The organism is Flavobacterium sp. RHBU_3 (assembly GCF_046613565.1).
Classification (GTDB): Bacteria; Bacteroidota; Bacteroidia; order Flavobacteriales; family Flavobacteriaceae; genus Flavobacterium.
In genome coordinates this window covers 144,555-166,223 of the sequence record NZ_JBKJHC010000006.1, presented here as the reverse complement: position 1 = coordinate 166,223, position 21,669 = coordinate 144,555, and the positions used below count along the sequence as shown (strand labels likewise).

Below are 21,669 nucleotides of genomic sequence, written 5' to 3'. Positions count from 1 at the left end.
CTAATCGCTAATAAACTAAAGGAGCATATACTTCATAAGGCGCCAGCTTATCGCGCCCGTGCAAAAATGAAAGTTCCATCAGGAAGTTGCACTGTACAATTTCGCCACCCAGGCGCTCTACAAGCTCGCACAGGGCTTTGGCTGTTCCTCCGGTTGCCAGTACATCATCATGTATTATAACGCGCTCTCCCGGCTTTATGGCATCGGTGTGCACCTCCAGTGTGTCTGTGCCATATTCCAGTGCATAGGTAGCGCTAAGGGTGTCATAAGGCAGTTTTCCGGGTTTACGCACGGGTACAAAACCCGCACCCAGTTCGCGTGCCAAAAGGGTAGCAAAGAAAAACCCGCGGCTTTCGGCACCCACTACCTTGTCTATTTTTTGGCCTTCAAGGTTTTTAAGCAGTAATTGCAGGCATTCGTCTACAGCAACGGGATTTCCCAGTAGTGGAGTAATGTCTTTAAAAATAATTCCGGGTTTAGGAAAATCCTGAATGTCACGTATATAAGTGGTGAGGTTCATTTTTTATGAAATTAATGTAAATTTACGGTTGCAATTTAAGAAATGTTATCTATATTTGCACCCGCAATCAGGAAGTGATTTACACAGAATGAAAGCACAACGGCACCGTGGCGCAACTGAATAGCGCATCTGATTACGGCTCAGAAGGTTACAGGTTTGAATCCTGTCGGTGTCACAAAACGGAATCCCTTAATCATACGGTTAGGGGATTTTTTGTTTTAATCCGGTTACGGACAATTCTTTCGTTTGTTTTAAGATTTAGGTAAAGCATTTGGGCGGCAAAGGAATGTTAGTTTGCCTATATTTGTGCATTTAGAAAAGACAATCAACGTGAAAGGTAGTGTAGTTTTTACCGTAATATTCTTTGTTTTAAGTAATGCTCTTTTTGCCCAGGATTTAAAATCTGCCAAAACAGCACTGGATAAGGCATTGTCTGAAAAGGACAAATACGTAAACAGTAAGATGCAGCGCATAGCATCTTACATGGACGACCTGAAACAATCTGAAGGGACAAAAACGGAATATCTTACCAACCAGAAGCTGTATGAAGAGTACCGGAAATTCAAAATAGATTCCGCTATCTACTTTGTGCGCAGAAACGTTGTCTTGGCCGAACAGCTTGGCATTACCGATTTTTCATACCGCGCCAAAATTCAGCTGTCAAATCTTTATTCTTCTAAAGGAAACTACCTCGAAGCACAGGCTTTGCTTAAAAGCATACCTGTAAAGAGGTTATCTAACGATCTTAAAGCACTTTACTACGAGTTTTATAGCCAGTTTTACGAGCATTATGCCACTAACAACCCCGAAGATAATTACACCAAACAGATAGAAATTTACCGCGATTCGCTGCTTTTGGTGCTTAACCCGGATACTCCTAAGTACAAAATAAACCTTGCCCAGAAGTTTATGTATAAAAAGGAATATAAGGACGCAGAAAAGTTACTTAGCGGCATGGCTGAAAATAGTACGCAGAAAGATGCCAACTATGCCATGTATGTGTATCTTTTGGGTGATATAAACATGGTTAATAAAAAGTTTGACGACGGTATTATGTATTACAGCCTGGCCGCCGCAACTGATATAGAAAACGGAATTAAAGACCATGGCGCCATACAAAACCTTGCTATTTACTATTATTATGATGGGAAAATAGACCTTGCGTATAAGTATGCGCAGTCTGCCCTGGAAGATGCCGTTTTTTGTAATGTAAAGTTCAGGACGCTGATGATGTCTGAGTTTTATTCCATTATTAATGCCTCATACCAGAAAAAAGAAGCACAATCGCGCAAACAGCTGGAACAATACCTTTACCTTATCAGTTTTCTTACGTTAGTGTTGATTGTAGCGGTAGTATATGTGTACCGGCAAATGCGTAAGGTATCTAAAATTAAAGAGGCGCTTACCGTTTCGGGAGAACAACTTAAAGAACTGAACACAGAGCTGCAACATGTAAACGAGCAACTTAGCGATTTTAACAGCCAGCTACACGAATCAAACCGTATTAAGGAAGAATATATAGCCCAGTTTTTTGACATCTGCTCCGCTTACATAGACAAGCTGGACGATTATCGAAAAAAACTGAACAAAAAGGCTATGAACAGGCAGTTTGATGAACTGTCGGAAATCTTAAAATCAAGCTCGGTTATTGATGACGAGCTGAATGATTTGTACCGTAGGTTCGACATTATTTTTATCAACCTGTACCCGGATTTTGTAAAAGACCTTAACGCGCTTTTATTACCGGACGAGCAGATAGAAATTAAAGAAGGTGAGATACTGAATACCGAACTACGCATTTTTGCATTAGAGCGATTAGGCATTAGCGACGGTGTAAAAATCGCGGCTTTTCTACGTTATTCTGTGAGTACCATTTACAATTACAGGACAAAAATCAGGAACAAGGCAGCCATACCGCGCGAGGCATTTGAACAACAGATTAAAACCATCGGGTAGCCGTATATATTGGTTAACAAGGGGCTAAAACAGCGCTGTAGTAGTAATGATGTGTTTTAGTAGTATGTGTTTTGTAGGGTTTAATGTGCTACTATTTTTTAGAAAAATACAGTTTTAAAACTCTGATATTCAATATTTTGTATTTTTTAAGTGTCTACATTGTGAAATTTACCCCTGTTATTTTAAACTATATCGTTTTAGCTTTGTTCTTGTCAATAACGGGAATTTTATACCCCGGGAAAAAACAGATATAATGAAGAAAATAGCAATGTTGCTACTTACGGTTATAGCGGTAACCGGTGCTAAGGCACAACAAAAGGATCCTAAGATGGATAAGTTCATCAGTGACCTGATGGCAAAAATGACCCTTGAAGAAAAAATTGGCCAGTTAAACCTGCCCAGTGAGGGCGATATTATTACCGGTCTGGGTAGTAATAGTAATATAGCCGCCAAGATTAGAAAAGGACAGGTGGGCGGCATGTTTAACATTAAAGGCGCCGATAAAATAAGGGATATACAAAAAATAGCCGTAGAGGAAAGCAGGATGAAAATCCCGATGCTTTTTGGTATGGACGTTATACACGGTTACGAAACAGTTTTCCCCATCCCTCTGGGGCTTGCGTGTAGCTGGGATATGAATGCTATAGAACTATCGGCTAAAGTAGCCGCAACAGAGGCAAGCGCCGCGGGTATCAACTGGACGTTTAGCCCTATGGTAGACATTGCCCGCGACCCAAGATGGGGACGTGTATCTGAAGGTAGTGGCGAAGATCCGTTCCTGGGTGGAAATATAGCTAAGGCTATGATAAGGGGATACCAGGGTAAGGACAATACATTCTCTGAACCTACAAACATATTGGCGTGTGTAAAACACTTTGCACTTTACGGTGCCGGTGAAGCCGGTAGGGAATACAATACCGTAGACATGAGTCACGTGCGTATGTACAACGATTATTTTTATCCGTACAAGGCAGCGGTAGAGCAGGGAGCAGCCAGTGTTATGGCATCGTTTAACGTGGTAGACATGATTCCGGCGCATGCTAACCGATGGTTGCTAACCGATGTACTGCGTAACCAATGGAATTTTAACGGCTTTACAGTAGCCGATTATTTTGGCGTAGGCGAAATTCCAAGCCACGGACTGGGCGACCTGAAACAGGCATCGCAACTGGCACTGCATGCCGGACTGGATATGGACATGGTAGCCGAAGGGTATCTTACTACGCTTGAGGCTTCGGTAAAGGAAGGTAAAGTTCCGGTAGCGGAAGTAGACCAGGCATGCCGCCGCATACTGGAAGCAAAATACAAACTGGGATTGTTTAACGATCCGTATAAATTTTGCAATACCAAAAGGTCTAAAAAAGATATTTATACTAAGGAAAACAGGGCTGTAGCGCGCAAAATAGCTTCAGAAAGTTTTGTGTTGCTAAAAAATGAAGGTAATGTACTTCCTTTAAGCAAGTCTAAAACTGTAGCAGTGATAGGTCCGTTGGCCAATTCAAAATCGAATATGGTGGGTACCTGGAGTGTGGCTGCCAAGCTGGAAAAGCCTATGAGCCTGATAGAAGGCTTAAAAGATGTAGCCGGCAAAAATGCCAACATACTATACGCATCAGGTAGTAACCTGATGGAAGACCAAACGATGCAGAAAAACGGTACCATGTTTGGCAGGGATATTCCGTGGGATAACAGGTCTGAGGAGGAAATGACCGCAGAGGCGCTTGCCATAGCGGCAAAATCAGATGTTATTGTAGCTGCAATGGGCGAAGCCTCTGAAATGAGTGGCGAATCAAGCAGCCGTACCGATATAGGCATCCCGGCAATTCAAAAAAGATTATTGGAAAAACTTGTGGCTACGGGTAAGCCGGTTGTACTGGTATTGTTTGCAGGCCGTCCTATGACACTGGTATGGGAACAGGAACACGTACCGGCTATACTTAATGTATGGTTTGGCGGTACCGAAGCAGCACAGGCTATAGGCGATGTACTTTTTGGTGATGTAAACCCAAGCGGCAAACTGGTATCTACCTTCCCGAGGAGCGTGGCACAAATCCCGGTGTATTATAACCACCTGATGACCGGAAGGCCGGCTTCAGACAAAGGTTTTGAAAAGTTCAGGAGTAACTATATGGATGAGAAAAACGCACCGCTTTATCCTTTTGGATTTGGATTGAGTTATACTACTTTTAACTATAGCAATGTTACGCTAAGTGCCAATGAAATGACTGCATCAGGAAATATTACAGCAGCTGTTACCGTTACCAATACCGGAAAAGTAGCCGGAGCCGAAGTGGTACAGTTGTACATAAGAGATCTTGTAGCCAGTATATCAAGGCCGGTAAAAGAGCTGAAAGGTTTTGAAAAAATCAGCCTGAAACCGGGTGAGTCTAAAACCGTAACGTTTACCATAACAGAAGATTTACTGAAGTTTTACAACGCGGATTTAAAACACGTAAGCGAGCCGGGTACTTTTGAAATTTTTATTGGTACAAACAGCGATACCACAAACAAAACAAGCTTTAACCTTAAATAAAAGAATCATTCTTCAAACACCATACTATAATATGATACGTAAAATAGCAATAGCTGCCGTATTGCTCCTGGCTTTTCAGGCCAAGGCACAACAGGCAAAACCGGTGTATCTGGACGATACAAAACCCATAGAGCAGCGTATAGAAGACGCACTTAAAAGGCTTACAACCGAAGAAAAAATAGCCATGATCCATGCGCAGTCTAAATTCAGTTCGCCGGGTGTAGCGCGTTTGGGTATTCCAGAAAACTGGATGACCGACGGCCCTCACGGAATTCGCCCCGAAACACTTTGGGACGAATGGGATCAGGCGGGTTGGACAAATGACTCTTGTATCGCTTTCCCGGCCCTAACAGCCCTTTCGGCTACATGGAACAGGGATATGGCAAAACTTTATGGTAAAAGCCTGGGAGAAGAAGCCCGTTACCGTAACAAGAACGTACTTTTAGGCCCCGGTATCAACATTTACCGTACCCCGCTAAACGGCAGGAACTTTGAGTACATGGGCGAAGACCCGTTCCTTGCCGGAGAAATGGTAGTGCCTTACATACAAGGGGTACAACAAAACGGTGTGGCAGCTTGTGTAAAGCACTTTGCGCTAAACAACCAGGAAACAAACAGGGGGGCTATTAATGTTATAGTAGACGACAGGGCACTGTATGAAATTTACCTGCCTGCGTTTAAAGCTGCGGTGCAAAAAGGCCAAAGCTGGGCCATAATGGGAGCTTATAACCAGTACAACGGTCAGCATGCGTGCCATAACAAAGTATTGCTTCAGGATATTCTTAGAAAAGAATGGGGCTTTAACGGCGTAGTAGTTGCCGACTGGGGTGGTACACACAATACAAAAGAAGCCATTTTTAATGGCCTTGATATGGAGTTTGGTACCTGGACCGATGGCCTTTCTAAAGGGACAAAAAATGCTTACGATAATTACTACCTGGCACAGCCGTACCTGGATTTGATTAAATCAGGCGAGGTAGGTACAAAAGAGCTTGACGACAAAGTGCGCAACATACTGCGTCTGTCATTCAGGACTACCATGAACCGTAACAGGCCTTTTGGTAGCTTTGGTACAGAAGAACATGCTGCTGCTGCCCGTAACATAGGCGAAGAAGGTATTGTACTTTTAAAGAACCAAAACGCATTACTACCTATTACTGCAAAGCACAAGAAAATTGTGGTTATAGGCGAAAATGCCATTAAAATGATGACCGTAGGTGGTGGTAGTTCTTCGTTAAAAGCTAAATACGAGGTGTCTCCGCTGGATGGCATTAAAAAGAGGGCCGGTAACAATGCCGAAGTAGTATACGTACGTGGTTATGTAGGCGATGCAGCCGGCGATTACAACGGTGTGGTTTCAGGTCAAAACCTGAAAGAAACCCGTAGTGCCGCCGAACTAAAAGCAGAAGCGCTTAACGCCGCTAAAGATGCCGACCTGGTACTGTTTGTAGGTGGACTTAACAAAAGCGATTACCAGGACTGTGAAGGTTATGACCGTAAAGAATTGGAACTGCCTTACAACCAAAACGACCTGATTAGTGCGTTAGCCAAAGTAAACAAGAACCTTGTGTTTATAAACATATCGGGTAATGCTGTGGCTATGCCGTGGGTAAAACAGGTTCCGGCTATTGTACAGGGATGGTTTTTAGGTACAGAGGCCGGTAATGCCTTAGCTTCGGTACTATTTGGAGATGTTAACCCTTCGGGTAAACTTACCTTTACATTCCCGGTTTCTATAAAAGACAACGCGGCCAATGCTTACGATGCATTTCCGGGCGGCGATTCAGTTACCTATAAAGAGGGCATTTTTGTAGGCTACAGGTGGACTGAAAAACAAAACATCAAGCCGCTGTTCCCATTTGGTCACGGACTAAGCTATACTACATTTAAGTACAGCAACATTAAGGCCGACAAAGCTATCATAGGTAAAGATGATACCCTAAACGTTACCGTAACCGTAAAAAACACCGGTAAGCGCGATGGAGCCGAAGTAGTGCAGCTGTACATAGCCGATCTTAAATCATCTTTGCCAAGGCCGGTAAAAGAACTAAAAGGCTTTGACAAAGTATTTCTTAAAGCAGGCGAGGAGAAAACCATAACCCTTACTATAGACAAAGAAGACCTAAGCTACTTTGACGATAAAAAACACGAATGGGTAGCCGAGCCGGGAGAGTTCCAGGCGATAATCGGTGCTTCATCTCAGGATATAAAAGGACAGGTAAAATTCACTTTGAAATAAATAACGCTATAACCAAATTTTCAAAATGAATACAAATGCTAATCCGGTACAGGAAACCACGTTTCCTGATACTAAAAAACATTATCCCATACTGGACGGATTACGGGGTGTAGCCGCGGTTATTGTAGTGGCATTTCACATCTTCGAAATCTTTTCGGGGGGCGACCACAGTAAGCAAATCATCAACCACGGTTATCTGGCAGTAGATTTTTTCTTCCTGCTTTCGGGGTTTGTAATCGCTCATGCTTATGACGACCGTTGGGGCAAAATGAGCCTTAAAGACTTTTTTAAAAGAAGACTTATACGCCTACATCCATTGATTATTGTGGGAATGATACTTGGGGCTGTACTTTTTTATGCACAGGCATCGCCCATGTTTGGGGCTATAGAAGCAACACCCGTTTGGAAACTGATACTGGTAACCGTAATTGGCTGCACACTGCTTCCGGTAACCCTGGGCTTAGACATAAGGGGCTGGACAGAAATGCACCCGCTAAACGGGCCGGCATGGTCACTCTTTTACGAATACATAGCCAATATTTTCTATGCACTATTCCTTAAAAAAGTATCTAATACTATCCTTACGGTGTTGGTTATAATTTCGGGGGCACTGCTCATACATCTTGCGGTAACCAGCCCTAATGGCGATGTAATTGGTGGCTGGTCGTTAGAGCCTGCACAGTTGCGCATAGGTTTTACACGTTTGGCGTATCCGTTTTTAGCGGGTATGCTGCTAAGGAGGCTGTTTAAACAAGGAAACATTAAAGATTCGTTTCTTATTTGCACTGTATTAATTATAGCTGCGTTGGCCTTTCCGAGGGTAGGGGATTCTGAAAATTTATGGATGAACGGTATTTATGATTCATTAACCATCATCCTGTTGTTCCCTGCCATAGTTTACATTGGCGCGTGCGGTTTTGTAAGAGAGCCGAAAGTTAAACGCCTGTGTACTTTTTTAGGCGATATTTCGTACCCAATTTACATTACGCATTTCCCTATAGTGTATGTGTTTTATGCCTGGGTAGATAACAATAAAGTGCCGTTAAAAGATGCTTTGCCGGTAGGGCTTGCCACATTTGCGCTTACAATTTTGGTAGCCTATGTTTCGCTGCGGGTATACGACATACCGGTAAGAAAATGGCTTACAGATAAATATTTGAAAAGAGTTAAGGTTAGCTAAAGCGCAAGCTTTGTTTAGTTATGTCTGATTATCAAGAATTAGAATGAGTTATCTTATGCATGTAAGATGGGTTATTGTGCTCTAATCATGAAATCAGAGTTTGGTTGGAGCCGTCCCGGAGGGGACGGCTCTTTTTTTTGGCTTGTAAAAACCGCTAAAAACTATTGCGCATAGTTTGCAGTATTTACAGTGTTTTTAGTATATTTGCACTCTCAATAAGGCACCGTGGCGCAACTGAATAGCGCATCTGATTACGGCTCAGAAGGTTACAGGTTTGAATCCTGTCGGTGTCACAAAAAAGGCTAAACTCATCAGTTTAGCCTTTTTCTTTTTATACTGATTGCTCTTATAGGGTGTCCCTGATATTTTCTAATATTTAGAATAGAATTAGCCATCTGGCTTACCCCTAAGATTAAATCACCTTAAAAAAAGTAGACAAATTTGTTAAATATAAAGAACTGATAGGGGGTACCTCTGTTATAAATCTATATTTAAAAAGCTATAGTATCAATCAGGGAAAAAGGGAAAAGTTAGTATATTGTGGTCATCTGTAGAAGAGCTTGCTGAAGCCCCGGAATTAGTAAAAGATATGCAAAAACTATAAAAGGTGCCGCGCTAAACGTTGTTAGCTTACATGAATATTCTCAAATAAACAGGCAGTATTCACAATGCATCTTCAAGGATTAAAGAAGCAATAACCATACTTCAAAAAACAAATAATATAACTTTAAATCAGGAATTTAATATGAATGATTTTTTTGATGATCCATTGATAGAAGTCCTTTTAATTGCGAGAGATAAACAAAAAACAATTGGAGAAATAAAATTCCATTATGGATCAACTTTAAAAGAAATACTGACAGTGCTTAACAGCTTGGATGGTATCCATATTGGAATAAAGGAGTTTTATTCTGAAATAACTGATGGTTTTGAATTAAATTGGAAAAAAGATAAAAATGGTTTTATTGGAGGTAATATACAGTTAGCAACTACTAAATATTTATTTGCTGACCCAGAATCTTTTGGTCTTTATGATGAAGCCACGGCCGAAAATGCTGATATCAGGTTTTTTCATCCGTTAGATTATCCATCTCCTGAGTCTTATGTTGGTTTTGTAATAAGACCCGATTCTATTTACAAATCGGTATATTATGTGAGTATTAGTGACTATCAATTATATAATTTAGATTTAGACTTTAACGGTTATACTCAAATGGCAGTAGAGGCCAGGGTGTTTAACCATTGGCAGAAGGTTTTGTTGTATTATATGGGTGTTAGTGAAACAGGGGTATCTGAAACCGAAACTTTTAAAACGGAAATGCCTAAAATATTCCCGGACTGGACCTGGGAAAACTTTATTGCTAAATTTGAAAATCTGAGACTTTCTAACAATACTTAATGTTCTGTAACATACTGCAAATTATGGTGCAAGTACCCTATAACACTAAATGATAGTATAAAAACGAAAACGTATAAAACAAAAACAGAAGCAACCCCTATAGCTGCTTCTGTCAAAAAAAAATGTAGTTTTACTATTATTAATTCTGTATCGTTATTTTAGGATTGGTCAATAAATAATTATATAAATTGGCAATCTTTCCAACTGGCTCAATCACAATAGCAATCCTTACAGAAAAAATTAAGAATAAATATTTAGGTGGTAAACTGAGAATATGAGAAGTTTACGGTTAACTAATTAATAATAAAGATGCAACATCGATTTAATACGTATTTAGAGTATTATATTATTCAACCCAAAAAAGATGGAAAAGTAACTGAGAGTCATTCTAAAGTTCCAGCTACCTTAAAAATGGATTTGTCTGAACTTATACGTCTTAATGAAGTGCATGATGGTATCGAGGATTTTTACAGAAATGAAGCAGACGGCTTTGGTTTTGAATGGTGGGCAGATAAAGAAAATGGTATTGGGGGTAAATTAGAATTCGCATCAACTAAAGATTTGTTTTCTGATGCTGATCTATATGATGAGGGAGATAATGAAGATCTTCAGTATTTTCATCCTTTAGACTATCCGTCTCCCGAGTCTTATGTTGGTTTTGTAATAAGACCCGATTCGATTTACAAGTCGTTATATTATGTGAGTATTAGTGACTATCAATTATATAATTTAGATTTAGACTTTAACGGTTATACTCAAATGGCAGTAGAGGCCAGGGTGTTTAATCGTTGGCAGAAGGTTTTATTGTATTATATGGGAGTTAGTGAAACAGGTTCATCTGAAACCGAAACTTTTAAAGCGGAAATGCCTAAAATATTCCCAGACTGGACCTGGGAAAACTTTATAGCTAAATTTGAAAACCTGAGGCTTTCTAACAATACTTAATATAATATATCTTTTTGGATAATCTAAAAAACGAAGCTCTTTTAAGGCTTCGTTTGTCTCAGCATCTTTTACAATGCCCTGTATGGTAGTTTGTGCTGCAGCTATAGTGCCCACAAATAATAATAAAAAAATGATTTTTGATTTCATGGTGCAATGACTTAAAATTAACGTTTTGTGCACGTTAGTGATTTAGCACCCGGTTTGTTACAATAAAAATGAAACTATTTTTAAGTGTAATTTTTGATGGTGAAGTAAGGAAGGCAACCTCTGTAAATAAAAAATGCCCCTCGGGAGAGGGGCAAAACCAACCAACCAAATAAGTTTTCTTAGTGCAGAAAACTTACAGTGCAAATATATGAACTATTTGTTTATATATGCAACAAAAAAAGCTACAATTTAGAAAATATTAAGAAAAACGATTTCGTTTGCTGTTTTTTGCTAAAAAAAATCCCTCCTGTAATTTCAAGAGGGAATTCTGATTTTGCCGCCATTAGTGGGGTTAGCCGGGCAAAATAAGCCACAGCCTTGGCAGCATCACGGTTTTCTTTGGGGGCTAACCTTAGAAATCCTTATGAAATGATTTTATGTCATGGTATTAAAATCTTAGATGTGGTGAAGTATATTTTAAATATACCGTCAAACATCTTTTAGATTTTTAGCTAAAGTAGTACTTGCAAAAATTGGAAATTACCTGCTGCTTAAAATCAGGTAATAATACGCAGTGTGTGTGTTGGGGTAAATAGGTTGGTTATCAGTGTATAGTACTGTTTCTTATCCGACAGGAAAAACTATTTATTTTCAAGCGCGTGTATCGTTACCCAGTACTTCCAGGCAATAATTGCTTTTTGCAGCTTGGTGGCACGCGCCAGGTCCAGGCGCTGTTTGGTGTAGTTTGGCAGCAGCCACTTATTCAGTTTGGCAAGCAGTTTATACATGGCTCAGTGTTTTGTGTAAATGCCTAAGTAGGCTAACATTCTAAAAATCCAACGTTCTAACTAATCCAATAATCTAAAAATCCGTTTAACCAAATATACAAAAGGCGGCCGTGGTAGTGGCCGCCTTTTCACAATAAATTGTGATGCATGTATAATAACTAACTCAAAAATAACTTAGTACCTTATGCCCTGCGGGTCTTCTTAGCCGCTTGTTTTGCCTTCTCGCGCTCCTTTATCATTTGCTGACGTTCCTTAAGCATCTTTTGGCGCATTTCCTGCATTTCCTCGCGCATTTTTTCCATATCCTTACGGGCTTTCTGCATATCGGCACGCATTTTTTCAATATCGGCCGGGTTGCCATTGCCGCCATTTTCTTTAAAAACGTCTGAAAGCATAATTTCAGCCCTTTCCATCAATTGAGGATGCATATCCAGGTCAATAGATATGGCTTCCATATCTTCAAATGCTTTCAGTTGATCCCTTAACTGTTCAAACTGTACGCCATTCAAATCAGTGAAGGCAGTCATGTCCATGTCAAAGTCATCGCCCTGGAAGATAAAATGGTCAGCATCTACAACTACCTCAGGCTGCTGCATGCTGAACCTGAACTGCCCGTTTGGTACCTTCGTAAAGTTAAAGCCCGTACCGTTACCCGTATTTTCGGTAGTAATTTCTATGGCGCCGTCTTTGGCTTCCTTACCGTATTTTTTTTTGGCCTCTTTACCTTTAAGTACATTAACCGAAGCGATTTGCTGTCCGTTTGGCAATGTAATAGGCGCGCCTTTTGGCAGCTTTTTGCCGTTAACCAGTACAAGGGTATTGTCGCTGATGTTCATGGCAATGTTTTTACCGTTTGTAGCAAGGTTGTCGCTTTCGTCTGCGTTAATACGGTTTAGGGCTATAACTTTCGCGTCTTGTTTTACAATTACCGTATCCATTTTTTTACGGTCAAAGTAAAGAGTGTCCGACTTTATAACCAGTGGCTTACTATCTGCCAATTGTAGCCTCAAAGAAGTTTCGTGCTTGCTTGCCGAAATATTCAGTACCAGATTTCCGTCTTTGTCTTTTTCGCTCGATATGGTAAACGGCTCTATGGGCTCGTTTCCTGCTACCTGATACAGGCGATTGGTCCCTTTTGATTTCAGTTCAGCCTTAATGGCTATAATTTCGCCTTTTTTATTGCGTTTTACACCACTAAAGGTTACCTCAGCCCCGGTAAGCTTTAAGGTTTTTTTCTGTACCTCAAGGGCTTCATCTGTACTGTTTTTGTCTATGGTTACAGACATGCCTTCAAGGTTTGCTTTCTGGCTTTCCTTTTCCTGCGCCACGGTTTTTACCTGAAAGGCAAGCATAAAAAAGGCTAAGGCAGGCAGCACTACGGCGTACTTCCATGAATTTCGCCTGCGCGATGGTTGCGTGTTTAACATAACGATTCGTTTTTTGATTAATGATTGATAAAAATGATTTGTAATACTTATTGATTTAGGCTGTACCGAAAGGCGCAGCATGGTTTTTTGGTAGGCTTTTTTGTCTGTCACCAGCTTCATGGCGCAGGCATCGGCTATAAACTCCAGGTTTTGCGATATGGCCTTTTTATACAGCCATACTATGGGGTTGAACCAAAATAAGATACATACCGCCTGTGCCAGCAGCATATCCAGCGAATGCTTTTGCTTGCTGTGCACTTTTTCGTGGGTAATAATGCTCTCCAGCTCCTGTGGGTTTAGCACTTCCGAATTGTATACGATATAATTAAAGAAGGAGAACGGCGTGTCTACCTCAGGCGAATCTACAAGTTTATAAGGCTGCTGTGGCTGTATTTGTTTCCCGCTTAGCATTCGCCTTATTTTAAATACATCGGTAAGCAGGCGCAGCGCCAGGAACAGTATACCTGTAGCATACAATCCCAGTACTACATACCACCAGTTAAACGGTGTTTCCTGCGGGTGCAGTGCCTGTTGCTTCATAGCTAAGGCCAGCATTTGGTACTGTTGGGCTGTCATGGGTACTTGCGGCTCGGGCTGTACCCATATTACTTTAGTGTACTCTACTAACGGTAATACCAATGATGTGATAAGACCCGCCAACAGGAAGGCGCGGTTTGCGTTAAAAAAGGTTTCCCTTTTCAGCAGCAGGTAGTATGCCGCATAGAACACTGCCAGTAGGGCAGAGGCTTTTATAATATACATTAGCAGTGTTTCCATACTATTTGTTTTTTTCTATCATTTCCAGTATTTCGCGTAGCTCGTCGGCGCTTATTTTTTCTTCCCTCGCAAAGAATGATACCATACTTTTATACGAGTTGTTAAAGTAGTTTTCTATGGCATTGCTCATAAAACCCTGGCGGTATTCTTCCTTGGTTACTACAGGAAAGTACTGGTGTGTGTTGCCAAAAGCGGTGTGGCCTACATAACCCTTTTCTTCCAGGTTACGTATTATAGTACTAAAGGTATTATAGTGCGGTTTATCGTCCTTTACTTCGGCAAGCACGTCTTTTACAAAAGCTTTTTCCAGCTTCCATAATATGTGCATTACTTCTTCTTCCTTATTGGTTAACTTTTGCATCATGGCTTTTGTTTTAAGTATTTCAAATGTATAACTATTTTTTTAGTTGACAAACTAATTTTATAGTTTAATAACTAAATCTTTCGTTTTTTATTGTGTGGCGCTGTAATTTTTTTGCTTTAAATAGGTGAGAGTACCCACTTTATCACTGAAAAAGTGTAATTTAATGTAGAAATTCTACTCTAAAGGGGAGCGTCTGGAAAACAGGGTGATACATCATAATGGTACCCTTTTTGAAACATAATAATACCTTTTACGGTGCTTTTTTAGTGATATTTGCTAGCTACAACGTTTTATAACCTTACATAATGATACGTAAAAAATTACCGCTCCTGGCAGCGGGTATGCTCCTGGCGGGGTGTGCCTCTAAAAGCTACCTGGTAACAAACGACAGCGTAGTCGTAACCCTGAACAAAAAGAACGCTACCGAAGCCGGAAAAGTCCGCGTGCAGGTACTAAAGGATGAACTGGTACACATATCGGCTACACCCGATGCCGAGTTCCCGAAAGATTCGAGCCTTATTATAGTGCCGGGCATCATCAGTACGCCGTTTAAGGTAAAAGAGGTAAAAGACTCGCTGGAGGTTACCACTGCCAAACTGAGGGTAAGGGTTTCTAAAGCCGACGGCGGTGTACGCTTTACCGATAAGGATGGTAAAGTAATACTTGCCGAAAAAGCAGGTGGGGGTAAAACCTTCCTTCCGATAGAAATTGAGGGCAAAAAAGGCTATACTGTAAAACAGATATTCGATTCGCCTGCAGATGAGGCATTCTTCGGGCTTGGGCAGCACCAGGCAGATGAATTCAATTATAAAGGAAAAAGTGAGGAGCTTTTTCAGTACAATACTAAGGTATCGGTACCTTTTATAGTATCAAACAAAAACTACGGCCTTCTTTGGGACAGTTATGCATTGAGCCGTTTTGGCGACAGCCGTCCGTACCAGCAGCTGAGCCAGGTGTTTAAAATTTACGATAAAAATGGGCAGCCGGGCAGTATTACCGGTACCTATTCATCTACCGATGCCGGTGTGCAGACCCTTGTACGCCAGGAACCAAATATTTTCTTTGAAGACATAAAAAGCATTAAGGCGCTTCCGCAGGGTTTCCCGCTAAAGAACGCAAATGTACTATATGAAGGTTCTATAGAAGCCCCTGCAAGTGGTGTATACAAGTTTACCCTGTACTATGCGGGTTATATGAAGGTGTACGTAAACAACCAGTTGGTTGTAGGCGAGCGCTGGAGAACGGCATGGAACCCTAACAGCTATAAGTTTACCTTCCCGCTTGAGGCTGGTAAGCGTGTGCCGCTTCGTATAGAATGGCAGCCAAACGGCGGCGTATCATACTGTGGCCTGCGTGCCCTTCCGCCACAGACGGCTGAAGAAAAAGACAACCAGGTATGGTGGAGCGAAATGAACAACAAAATGGATTACTATTTTGTGTATGGCAACACTATGGACGAGATTATTAAAGGCTACCGTACCCTTACCGGAAAATCGCAGGTAATGCCGAAATGGGCTATGGGCTATTGGCAAAGCCGTGAGCGTTACAAGACACAGGACGAAATTGTGGGTACGCTTAGGGAGTTCAGGGATCGTAAAATTCCTATTGACAACATAGTACTGGATTGGAACTACTGGAATGAAGATGCATGGGGAAGCCATGAGTTTGATAAATCACGTTTCCCTAACCCTAAAGGCATGGTGGATGACATCCACAACCTGAACGGAAGGATGATGATTTCGGTATGGCCGAAGTTCTACAAAACTACCGAGCACTTTAAGGAATTTGACCAAAAAGGCTGGATGTACCAGCAGGCTATAAAAGACAACGTTAAGGACTGGGTAGGCCCGGGTTATGTAGGTTCGTTCTACGATGCTTATTCTGCCGGTGCACGTAAGCTGTTCTGGAAACAAATGCGTGAAAAACTATATCCGCTGGGCATAGATGCATGGTGGATGGATGCCAGCGAGCCAAACGTACTGGACTGTACCGATATGGATTACCGCAAAGCGCTTTGTGGCCCTACAGCATTAGGTCCGTCTACAGAGTATTTTAATGCTTATGCACTTATGAACGCCGAGGCCATCTACGACGGCCAGCGTGGCGTAGACCCAGACAAGCGCGTGTTCCTGCTTACACGTTCGGGCTTTGCAGGTTCACAACGTTACTCTACCGCTACATGGAGTGGCGATATTGCTACCCGTTGGGAAGACATGAAAGCACAGATTGCCGCCGGTCTTAACTTCTCTATAGCCGGTGTACCGTACTGGACTATGGATATCGGCGGTTTCTGTGTGGAAGACCGCTATGTAGCAGGCCAGCTTGCCTACAACAAAGACAACAAGGAAAATGCCGATTATAAGGAGTGGAGAGAGCTTAATGCCCGTTGGTTCCAGTTTGGTGCTTTTGCGCCGCTGTACCGTGCACACGGCCAGTATCCGTACCGCGAGCCTTGGAACATTGCCCCTAAAGGCCACCCGGCGTATGAGTCGATAATCTATTATACTAACCTGCGCTACAGGCTTATGCCGTACATCTACACTATGGCAGGTATGACGTATTTTAACGACTACACCATTATGCGTCCGCTTGTTATGGACTTCGGTACCGACAAAAAAGTGGAAAACGTGAGCGACCAGTTTATGTTTGGCCCTGCGTTTATGGTATGCCCGGTATATGCTTATGGCGCACGTAACCGCGAAGTATATTTCCCTGAAGGCACTAACTGGTACGATTACTACACAGGCCGCCAGGTAAAAGGAGGCCAGAAGCTTACTGTAGATGCACCGTATGAGCGTATTCCGCTATACATCCGCGAAGGTGCTATAGTACCGGTAGGCCCGGAAATACAGTACACCAGCGAAAAACCTGCTGAAGAAGTGGTGCTGTATGTGTACCAGGGCCAGGATGGCGACTTTACACTATACGAAGATGAGGGTGTAAACTACAACTATGAAAAAGGCCAGTACGCACGCATACCGTTCCATTATAACGAGGCTGCCGGTACGCTTACCATAGATGCCCGCGAAGGCGAATTTAAAGGCATGCTGAAAAGCCGCACGTTTACCATAGTAGCCGTTAACAAAAACAATCCTAAGGCATTTACATTTGATGCCAAAGGTAAATCGGTGAAGTACGACGGTACAAAACAGGTAATCAGCCTGAAGTAATTTGATATAAAACATCTTTGTGGCTTCGCGCTTATATGAAATTATAACCCAAAATTTCGTAAACAGGCGTGGAGTTCCACAAAGAAACAGAAAAACCATATTGGCCTTTCCTTATGAAGTATACCATTAGGAAAGGCCATTTTTTTTATTCCTATTTTTGCAGGTAGTTATGCCTAAAATTAAAGTCATTATTCGGCTGTTCAGCCTTATCCTTTCCCTTGCCTGTTTGCAGGTAGCAGGGCAGGTTTCGTATACCTTTCACCACCTTAAAACCGACAACGGCCTTAGCAACAGCAACGTAAAAAGCCTGCTAAAGGATAGCTACGGCTTTTTGTGGGTAGGAACCGAATCAGGACTTAACCGCTATGACGGCTATGGTTTTAAAACCTATACATTACCTGCGGGTGTTAGTAGTGACATTTCGGGGTTAGCGGAAGACGGCCTGGGCAACATCTGGATAGAAGCGGGTGGGGCGTACGTCAATTACAAGCGCGATAAAGACCGTTTCATTACCGATGTCCCTGCATTCTTAAACGGATTAGGTATTACTGTTAGCAAAAACTATTACTTATATACCGACCGCAAAAAGAACCTGTGGGTGTTCAGCGGGAAAAAGATATTCTACTACGATACCCATTTAAAGAAGCTTAAAAAGTTTGCCACCATAGCTCCCTCATCCACTATAAGTAACGGCAAAACAGGAGATGACGGGCATAGCCTGTACCGGGTATACGATGGAGGCACGTTATTAAAGATTGACAATTCAGGTAAGGAAACACTCATCCAGCTACCGGTTTTTGTGCGGGAGGCAATTGGTAAAAGCGACAACCGTATTTTTTGTGATGCCAATGGAGGGTTGTGGCTGTATTCGGTTAAAACCGACCGGATATTTTACAAAAAAGATGCAGTAACCGAGTGGCAGAAAATACCACTAACATCGGGGGTAAACACCCAGAGCAACAGCATTTTTTCTATTACAGAAGATGCTGCCGGAAATGTATGGATAGGTACCGACCACAAGGGCGTTTTTATTTATGATAAAGCCACCGCTAAGGTGATAAACCTGGTACACAACCCTAATGTAAATACATCAATAGCATCAAATAATGTGGTAAGCCTTTATGCCGATAACTCAGGCGTGGTATGGATGGGGCATAGCAAAACCGGGATTTCGTATTATCATGATAGTTTTCACAGTATAGTAAATGCCGAGTATGCAGGATGTAAAGACATCAGCGCTGTTTTTCAGGACCAAAAAGGTACCGTTTGGTTTGGCACCGACGGTTATGGGCTTTTCAGCACATCTGGAGGTTCACTTCAAAAAATAGCCATACCGAACCATCCTATAGTAGGGCTTACCGGCGACAGCAAAGGCAGGATATGGGTAGGCACGTATACAAACGGATTGTTTTGCTATGACAGCGGCAGCATAAAACATTATACCAAAGAGAACAGCACCCTTGCATCTAATGATATTTGGAGCCTAAAGGAAGACCGTTACGGTACCCTGTGGATTGGTACATTGGGCGGAGGCCTGCAATACCTTACTTCCGGCAGTGCCGATTTTAAGCCGGTATCATTGCCGGGTACCGCGGCGGATTATGTGCTGGACATGCACTACGACGGTGGCGACAAGCTGTACCTTGGCACTACAAAAGGCCTGGGTGTTGTAGATATTATTACCCACAAGCAGCAGTTGTTTACGGGCAACCGTACCGGTAGTATGAAGTTTAAAAACCTGCTTGTTTCCACGGTATTTGCCGATAGTAACGGAAACATCTGGCTGGGGCATTCTAACGGGATTATGCTTTGGGATACCAAAAGCGACAAACTGTATTATTACAGCAAGGAAAACGGCTTGTGCGATAACATTATACGGGGTTTTACTGAAGACAACCACAGCCATATCTGGGTTATTACCAGTAACGGGGTTTCGGTGCTTACTACCGGAAGAGGTGAAGACGGCAAGCTGGATATAAGCAGCCGTAATTTTTCTACCAAGGATGGGCTTAAGGAAAACTACTTTAACAACCACGCCATTTTTAAGCTGCATACCGGCGACATTATTATGGGTACCACTGAGGGGTATACCGTAATCAACCCGAATAAAATGGCCGAAAAAAACAGGCCGCTGGCGCAGGTACGCTTTACATCGTTAAGCCTGGGCAGCACTGAAATTGTAGCCGATTCGGTATACAACGGCCGCCGTATACTTACCCAATCCATTGAAGATACCAAAGCCATAACGTTACGTTATAACGACAAGCTTATTGGCCTGCAATTCACAACCGGCGACCTTATTAATGCCGATAAGGTACACTACGCCTATAAGCTGGAAGGCTTCAGCAGCCAGTGGCTTCCCGTGCAGAAGAACGGTGTGGTATTTTCATCATTGGCGCCGGGTTCGTATAAACTATTGGTCAAGGCTGCCAACAGCGATGGCGTGTGGAACAATAAACCGTCGGTAGTATACATAGAAGTATTGCCCCCGTTTTATTTATCGGCCTGGGCCATACTGCTGTACATCGTTTTGCTTTCGGGTAGTGCTTATTATCTCGTAAGACGTTCCAAACGCAAACAGCAAGCCCGCCTGGAGCAGCAGCGCCTGCAACTGGAACACGAGCAGGAAATAAACCTGAACGAAATGAAGCTGCGGTTCTTTACCAATATAAGTCACGACCTGCGTACGCCACTTACGCTGATATCGGCGCCGTTGCAGGCGTTGCTTGGTGAAAACCTTGAGGAAGGACTGCGCGGTAAGCTGGAAATCATCAATAAAAATACCGGCCAGCTGATGGGGCTTATTAATTCATTGCTCGATTTCCGTAAGCTTGATGCCGGAGGAGAGCGGCTGAACCTGAAGCCCGCCGACCTGGTACATTTTGTAAAAGACAAGTGCATACCGTTCTATGCCTACGCCGCCGAACGTAAGATCAGTTTTACCATACAGGCAGATGTTGATGCTTTGCCCATGCAGTTTGACCCTGCCAAACTGGAACGCATAGTGCTCAACCTGGTTTCTAATGCATTTAAGTATACGCCCGAAGGTGGTACGGTAAATGTAAGTATAAGCAGGGAAGGAGATACAGCCAGTTTACGTATTGCCGATACGGGGCAGGGGATAAGCGATGCCCATAAGCAACAGATATTTGAGCGATTTTACCAGGCTCCTCAAACTATGGAAAGTACGGGTAGCGGCATTGGCCTGCACATCACTGCGGAGTATGTGGGCATGCATGGGGGTACCTTAACCGTAACAGACAATACCCCACAAGGCAGTGTGTTTACCGTTTCGTTGCCCATACAGGAAGCTGTTGAAATCGAAAACCTTGACGATGAAGATATTGTAGAAGAAACTGCTCCTTTAGAAAAGACAGCTGCCACGCCGGTACTGCTTTTGGTGGATGATAATACCGATTTCTGCGAATTTATGGCGGCTACATTATCGGGGGAGTATAGTGTTGTGGTTGCCAATAACGGTAAGGAAGCGTTTGAAAAACTGCAACAGCATGATGTGAACATAGTGGTGAGCGATGTAATGATGCCTGTAATGAACGGTATAGAGCTATGCCGTGCCATAAAAACCAACATAGAGTGGTCGCACATACCGGTAATTTTACTTACTGCGCGTACTGCTGAAGAATATGAAGTAGAGGGACTGGAACTGGGTGCCGACGATTACCTTACCAAGCCGTTTAACCTGGAGATACTGAAGCTGCGCATCCGTAAATTCCTGGACTGGGCGGCAAAGAGTCACCGTACCTTCAGTCAGAAACCTGATATTTCGCCGTCGGAAATTACCATAACCTCGCTTGACGAACAGCTGATAGAGAAAGCCATTAAAACTGTGGAGGAAAATATAGGCGACCCTGATTTTACCGTGGAAGCCCTTGGCGCTGCCGTAGGCCTCAGCAGGAGCCACCTGTACAAAAAACTGATGTCCATAACCGGGAAGGGGCCGGCAGAGTTTATCCGTACCGTTCGCCTGAAACGAGCAAAACAGCTGCTTGAAAAAAGCCAGATGCAGGTAGCCGAAATTGCCTATGCGGTGGGGTTCAATTCACCTAAGAGGTTCACAGCCAATTTTAAAAATGAATTTGGCCTATCACCGTCGGATTATTTGCGCAGCCTTAAAAAAGACTGATGCAACATAACAGCCCTTTAAATAATTCATAATATACCGCCCTGATTTTAGAGATATTATAATTTCGCTATAGTATTTTA

12 protein-coding genes and 2 tRNA genes are annotated in these 21,669 nt (G+C 42.5%); 10 read left to right on the top strand and 4 right to left on the bottom strand.

Features of this window, described 5'->3' with window-relative positions; all coding sequences use genetic code 11:
- Window positions 1-7: 7 nt before the first annotated feature.
- The gene (locus tag ACLI1A_RS10500; protein ID WP_411408606.1) at window positions 8-520 is read right to left on the bottom strand and encodes an adenine phosphoribosyltransferase; all 513 of its coding nucleotides are present in this window, start codon (window positions 518-520) and stop codon (window positions 8-10) included.
- Between the two features lie 101 nt (window positions 521-621).
- On the opposite strand from ACLI1A_RS10500, the gene ACLI1A_RS10495 reads away from it, so the two are divergent.
- The 8 genes from ACLI1A_RS10495 (at window position 622) to ACLI1A_RS10460 (ending at window position 10,772) form a co-directional block, all read left to right on the top strand.
- Window positions 622-695: transfer RNA gene (locus ACLI1A_RS10495), tRNA-Arg, on the top strand.
- Between the two features lie 155 nt (window positions 696-850).
- Window positions 851-2,476, top strand: a complete 1,626-nt coding sequence (locus ACLI1A_RS10490; RefSeq protein ID WP_411408605.1) for a DUF6377 domain-containing protein — start codon at window positions 851-853, stop codon at window positions 2,474-2,476.
- A gap of 253 nt (window positions 2,477-2,729) precedes the next feature.
- Window positions 2,730-5,009, top strand: coding sequence for a beta-glucosidase BglX (bglX, locus tag ACLI1A_RS10485; protein WP_411408604.1), 2,280 nt, complete (start codon window positions 2,730-2,732; stop codon window positions 5,007-5,009).
- Between the two features lie 31 nt (window positions 5,010-5,040).
- Complete coding sequence (locus ACLI1A_RS10480) at window positions 5,041-7,248, top strand: glycoside hydrolase family 3 C-terminal domain-containing protein (protein ID WP_411408603.1); 2,208 nt, start codon at window positions 5,041-5,043, stop codon at window positions 7,246-7,248.
- Window positions 7,249-7,273: 25 nt separating this feature from the next.
- Window positions 7,274-8,428 (top strand): acyltransferase family protein, encoded by a 1,155-nt coding sequence (locus ACLI1A_RS10475; RefSeq protein WP_411408602.1) that lies wholly within the window; start codon window positions 7,274-7,276, stop codon window positions 8,426-8,428.
- 219 nt (window positions 8,429-8,647) lie between these two features.
- Window positions 8,648-8,721 (top strand) — tRNA-Arg (locus ACLI1A_RS10470).
- A 452-nt stretch (window positions 8,722-9,173) separates the two neighbouring features.
- On the top strand, window positions 9,174-9,827 hold the full coding sequence (locus tag ACLI1A_RS10465) for a hypothetical protein (protein ID WP_411408601.1): 654 nt from the start codon (window positions 9,174-9,176) through the stop codon (window positions 9,825-9,827).
- Between the two features lie 309 nt (window positions 9,828-10,136).
- Window positions 10,137-10,772 (top strand): hypothetical protein, encoded by a 636-nt coding sequence (locus ACLI1A_RS10460; protein WP_411408600.1) that lies wholly within the window; start codon window positions 10,137-10,139, stop codon window positions 10,770-10,772.
- Window positions 10,773-11,560: 788 nt separating this feature from the next.
- On the opposite strand, the gene ACLI1A_RS10455 is transcribed toward ACLI1A_RS10460, so the two are convergent.
- The 3 genes from ACLI1A_RS10455 to ACLI1A_RS10445 all read right to left on the bottom strand — a co-directional run bounded on the left by ACLI1A_RS10455 (window position 11,561) and on the right by ACLI1A_RS10445 (window position 14,272).
- Window positions 11,561-11,707: an SsrA-binding protein gene (locus tag ACLI1A_RS10455; RefSeq protein ID WP_411408599.1), complete on the bottom strand. Its 147-nt coding sequence runs from the start codon at window positions 11,705-11,707 to the stop codon at window positions 11,561-11,563.
- A 182-nt stretch (window positions 11,708-11,889) separates the two neighbouring features.
- Window positions 11,890-13,911, bottom strand: coding sequence for a M56 family metallopeptidase (locus ACLI1A_RS10450; protein WP_411408598.1), 2,022 nt, complete (start codon window positions 13,909-13,911; stop codon window positions 11,890-11,892).
- Between the two features lies 1 nt (window position 13,912).
- Window positions 13,913-14,272, bottom strand: a complete 360-nt coding sequence (locus tag ACLI1A_RS10445) for a BlaI/MecI/CopY family transcriptional regulator (RefSeq protein ID WP_411408721.1) — start codon at window positions 14,270-14,272, stop codon at window positions 13,913-13,915.
- A 308-nt stretch (window positions 14,273-14,580) separates the two neighbouring features.
- Here ACLI1A_RS10445 and ACLI1A_RS10440 point away from each other — a divergent pair, with 308 nt between their 5' ends.
- Together ACLI1A_RS10440 and ACLI1A_RS10435 are read left to right on the top strand one after the other, a co-directional pair.
- Window positions 14,581-17,445 carry a TIM-barrel domain-containing protein gene (locus ACLI1A_RS10440; protein WP_411408597.1) on the top strand — a complete coding sequence of 955 codons (2,865 nt, stop codon included), beginning with the start codon at window positions 14,581-14,583 and terminating at the stop codon, window positions 17,443-17,445.
- 169 nt (window positions 17,446-17,614) lie between these two features.
- A complete protein-coding gene (locus ACLI1A_RS10435) occupies window positions 17,615-21,589 on the top strand; it encodes a two-component regulator propeller domain-containing protein (RefSeq protein WP_411408596.1) in 3,975 nt (1,324 codons plus the stop codon).
- Window positions 21,590-21,669 lie beyond the last annotated feature (80 nt).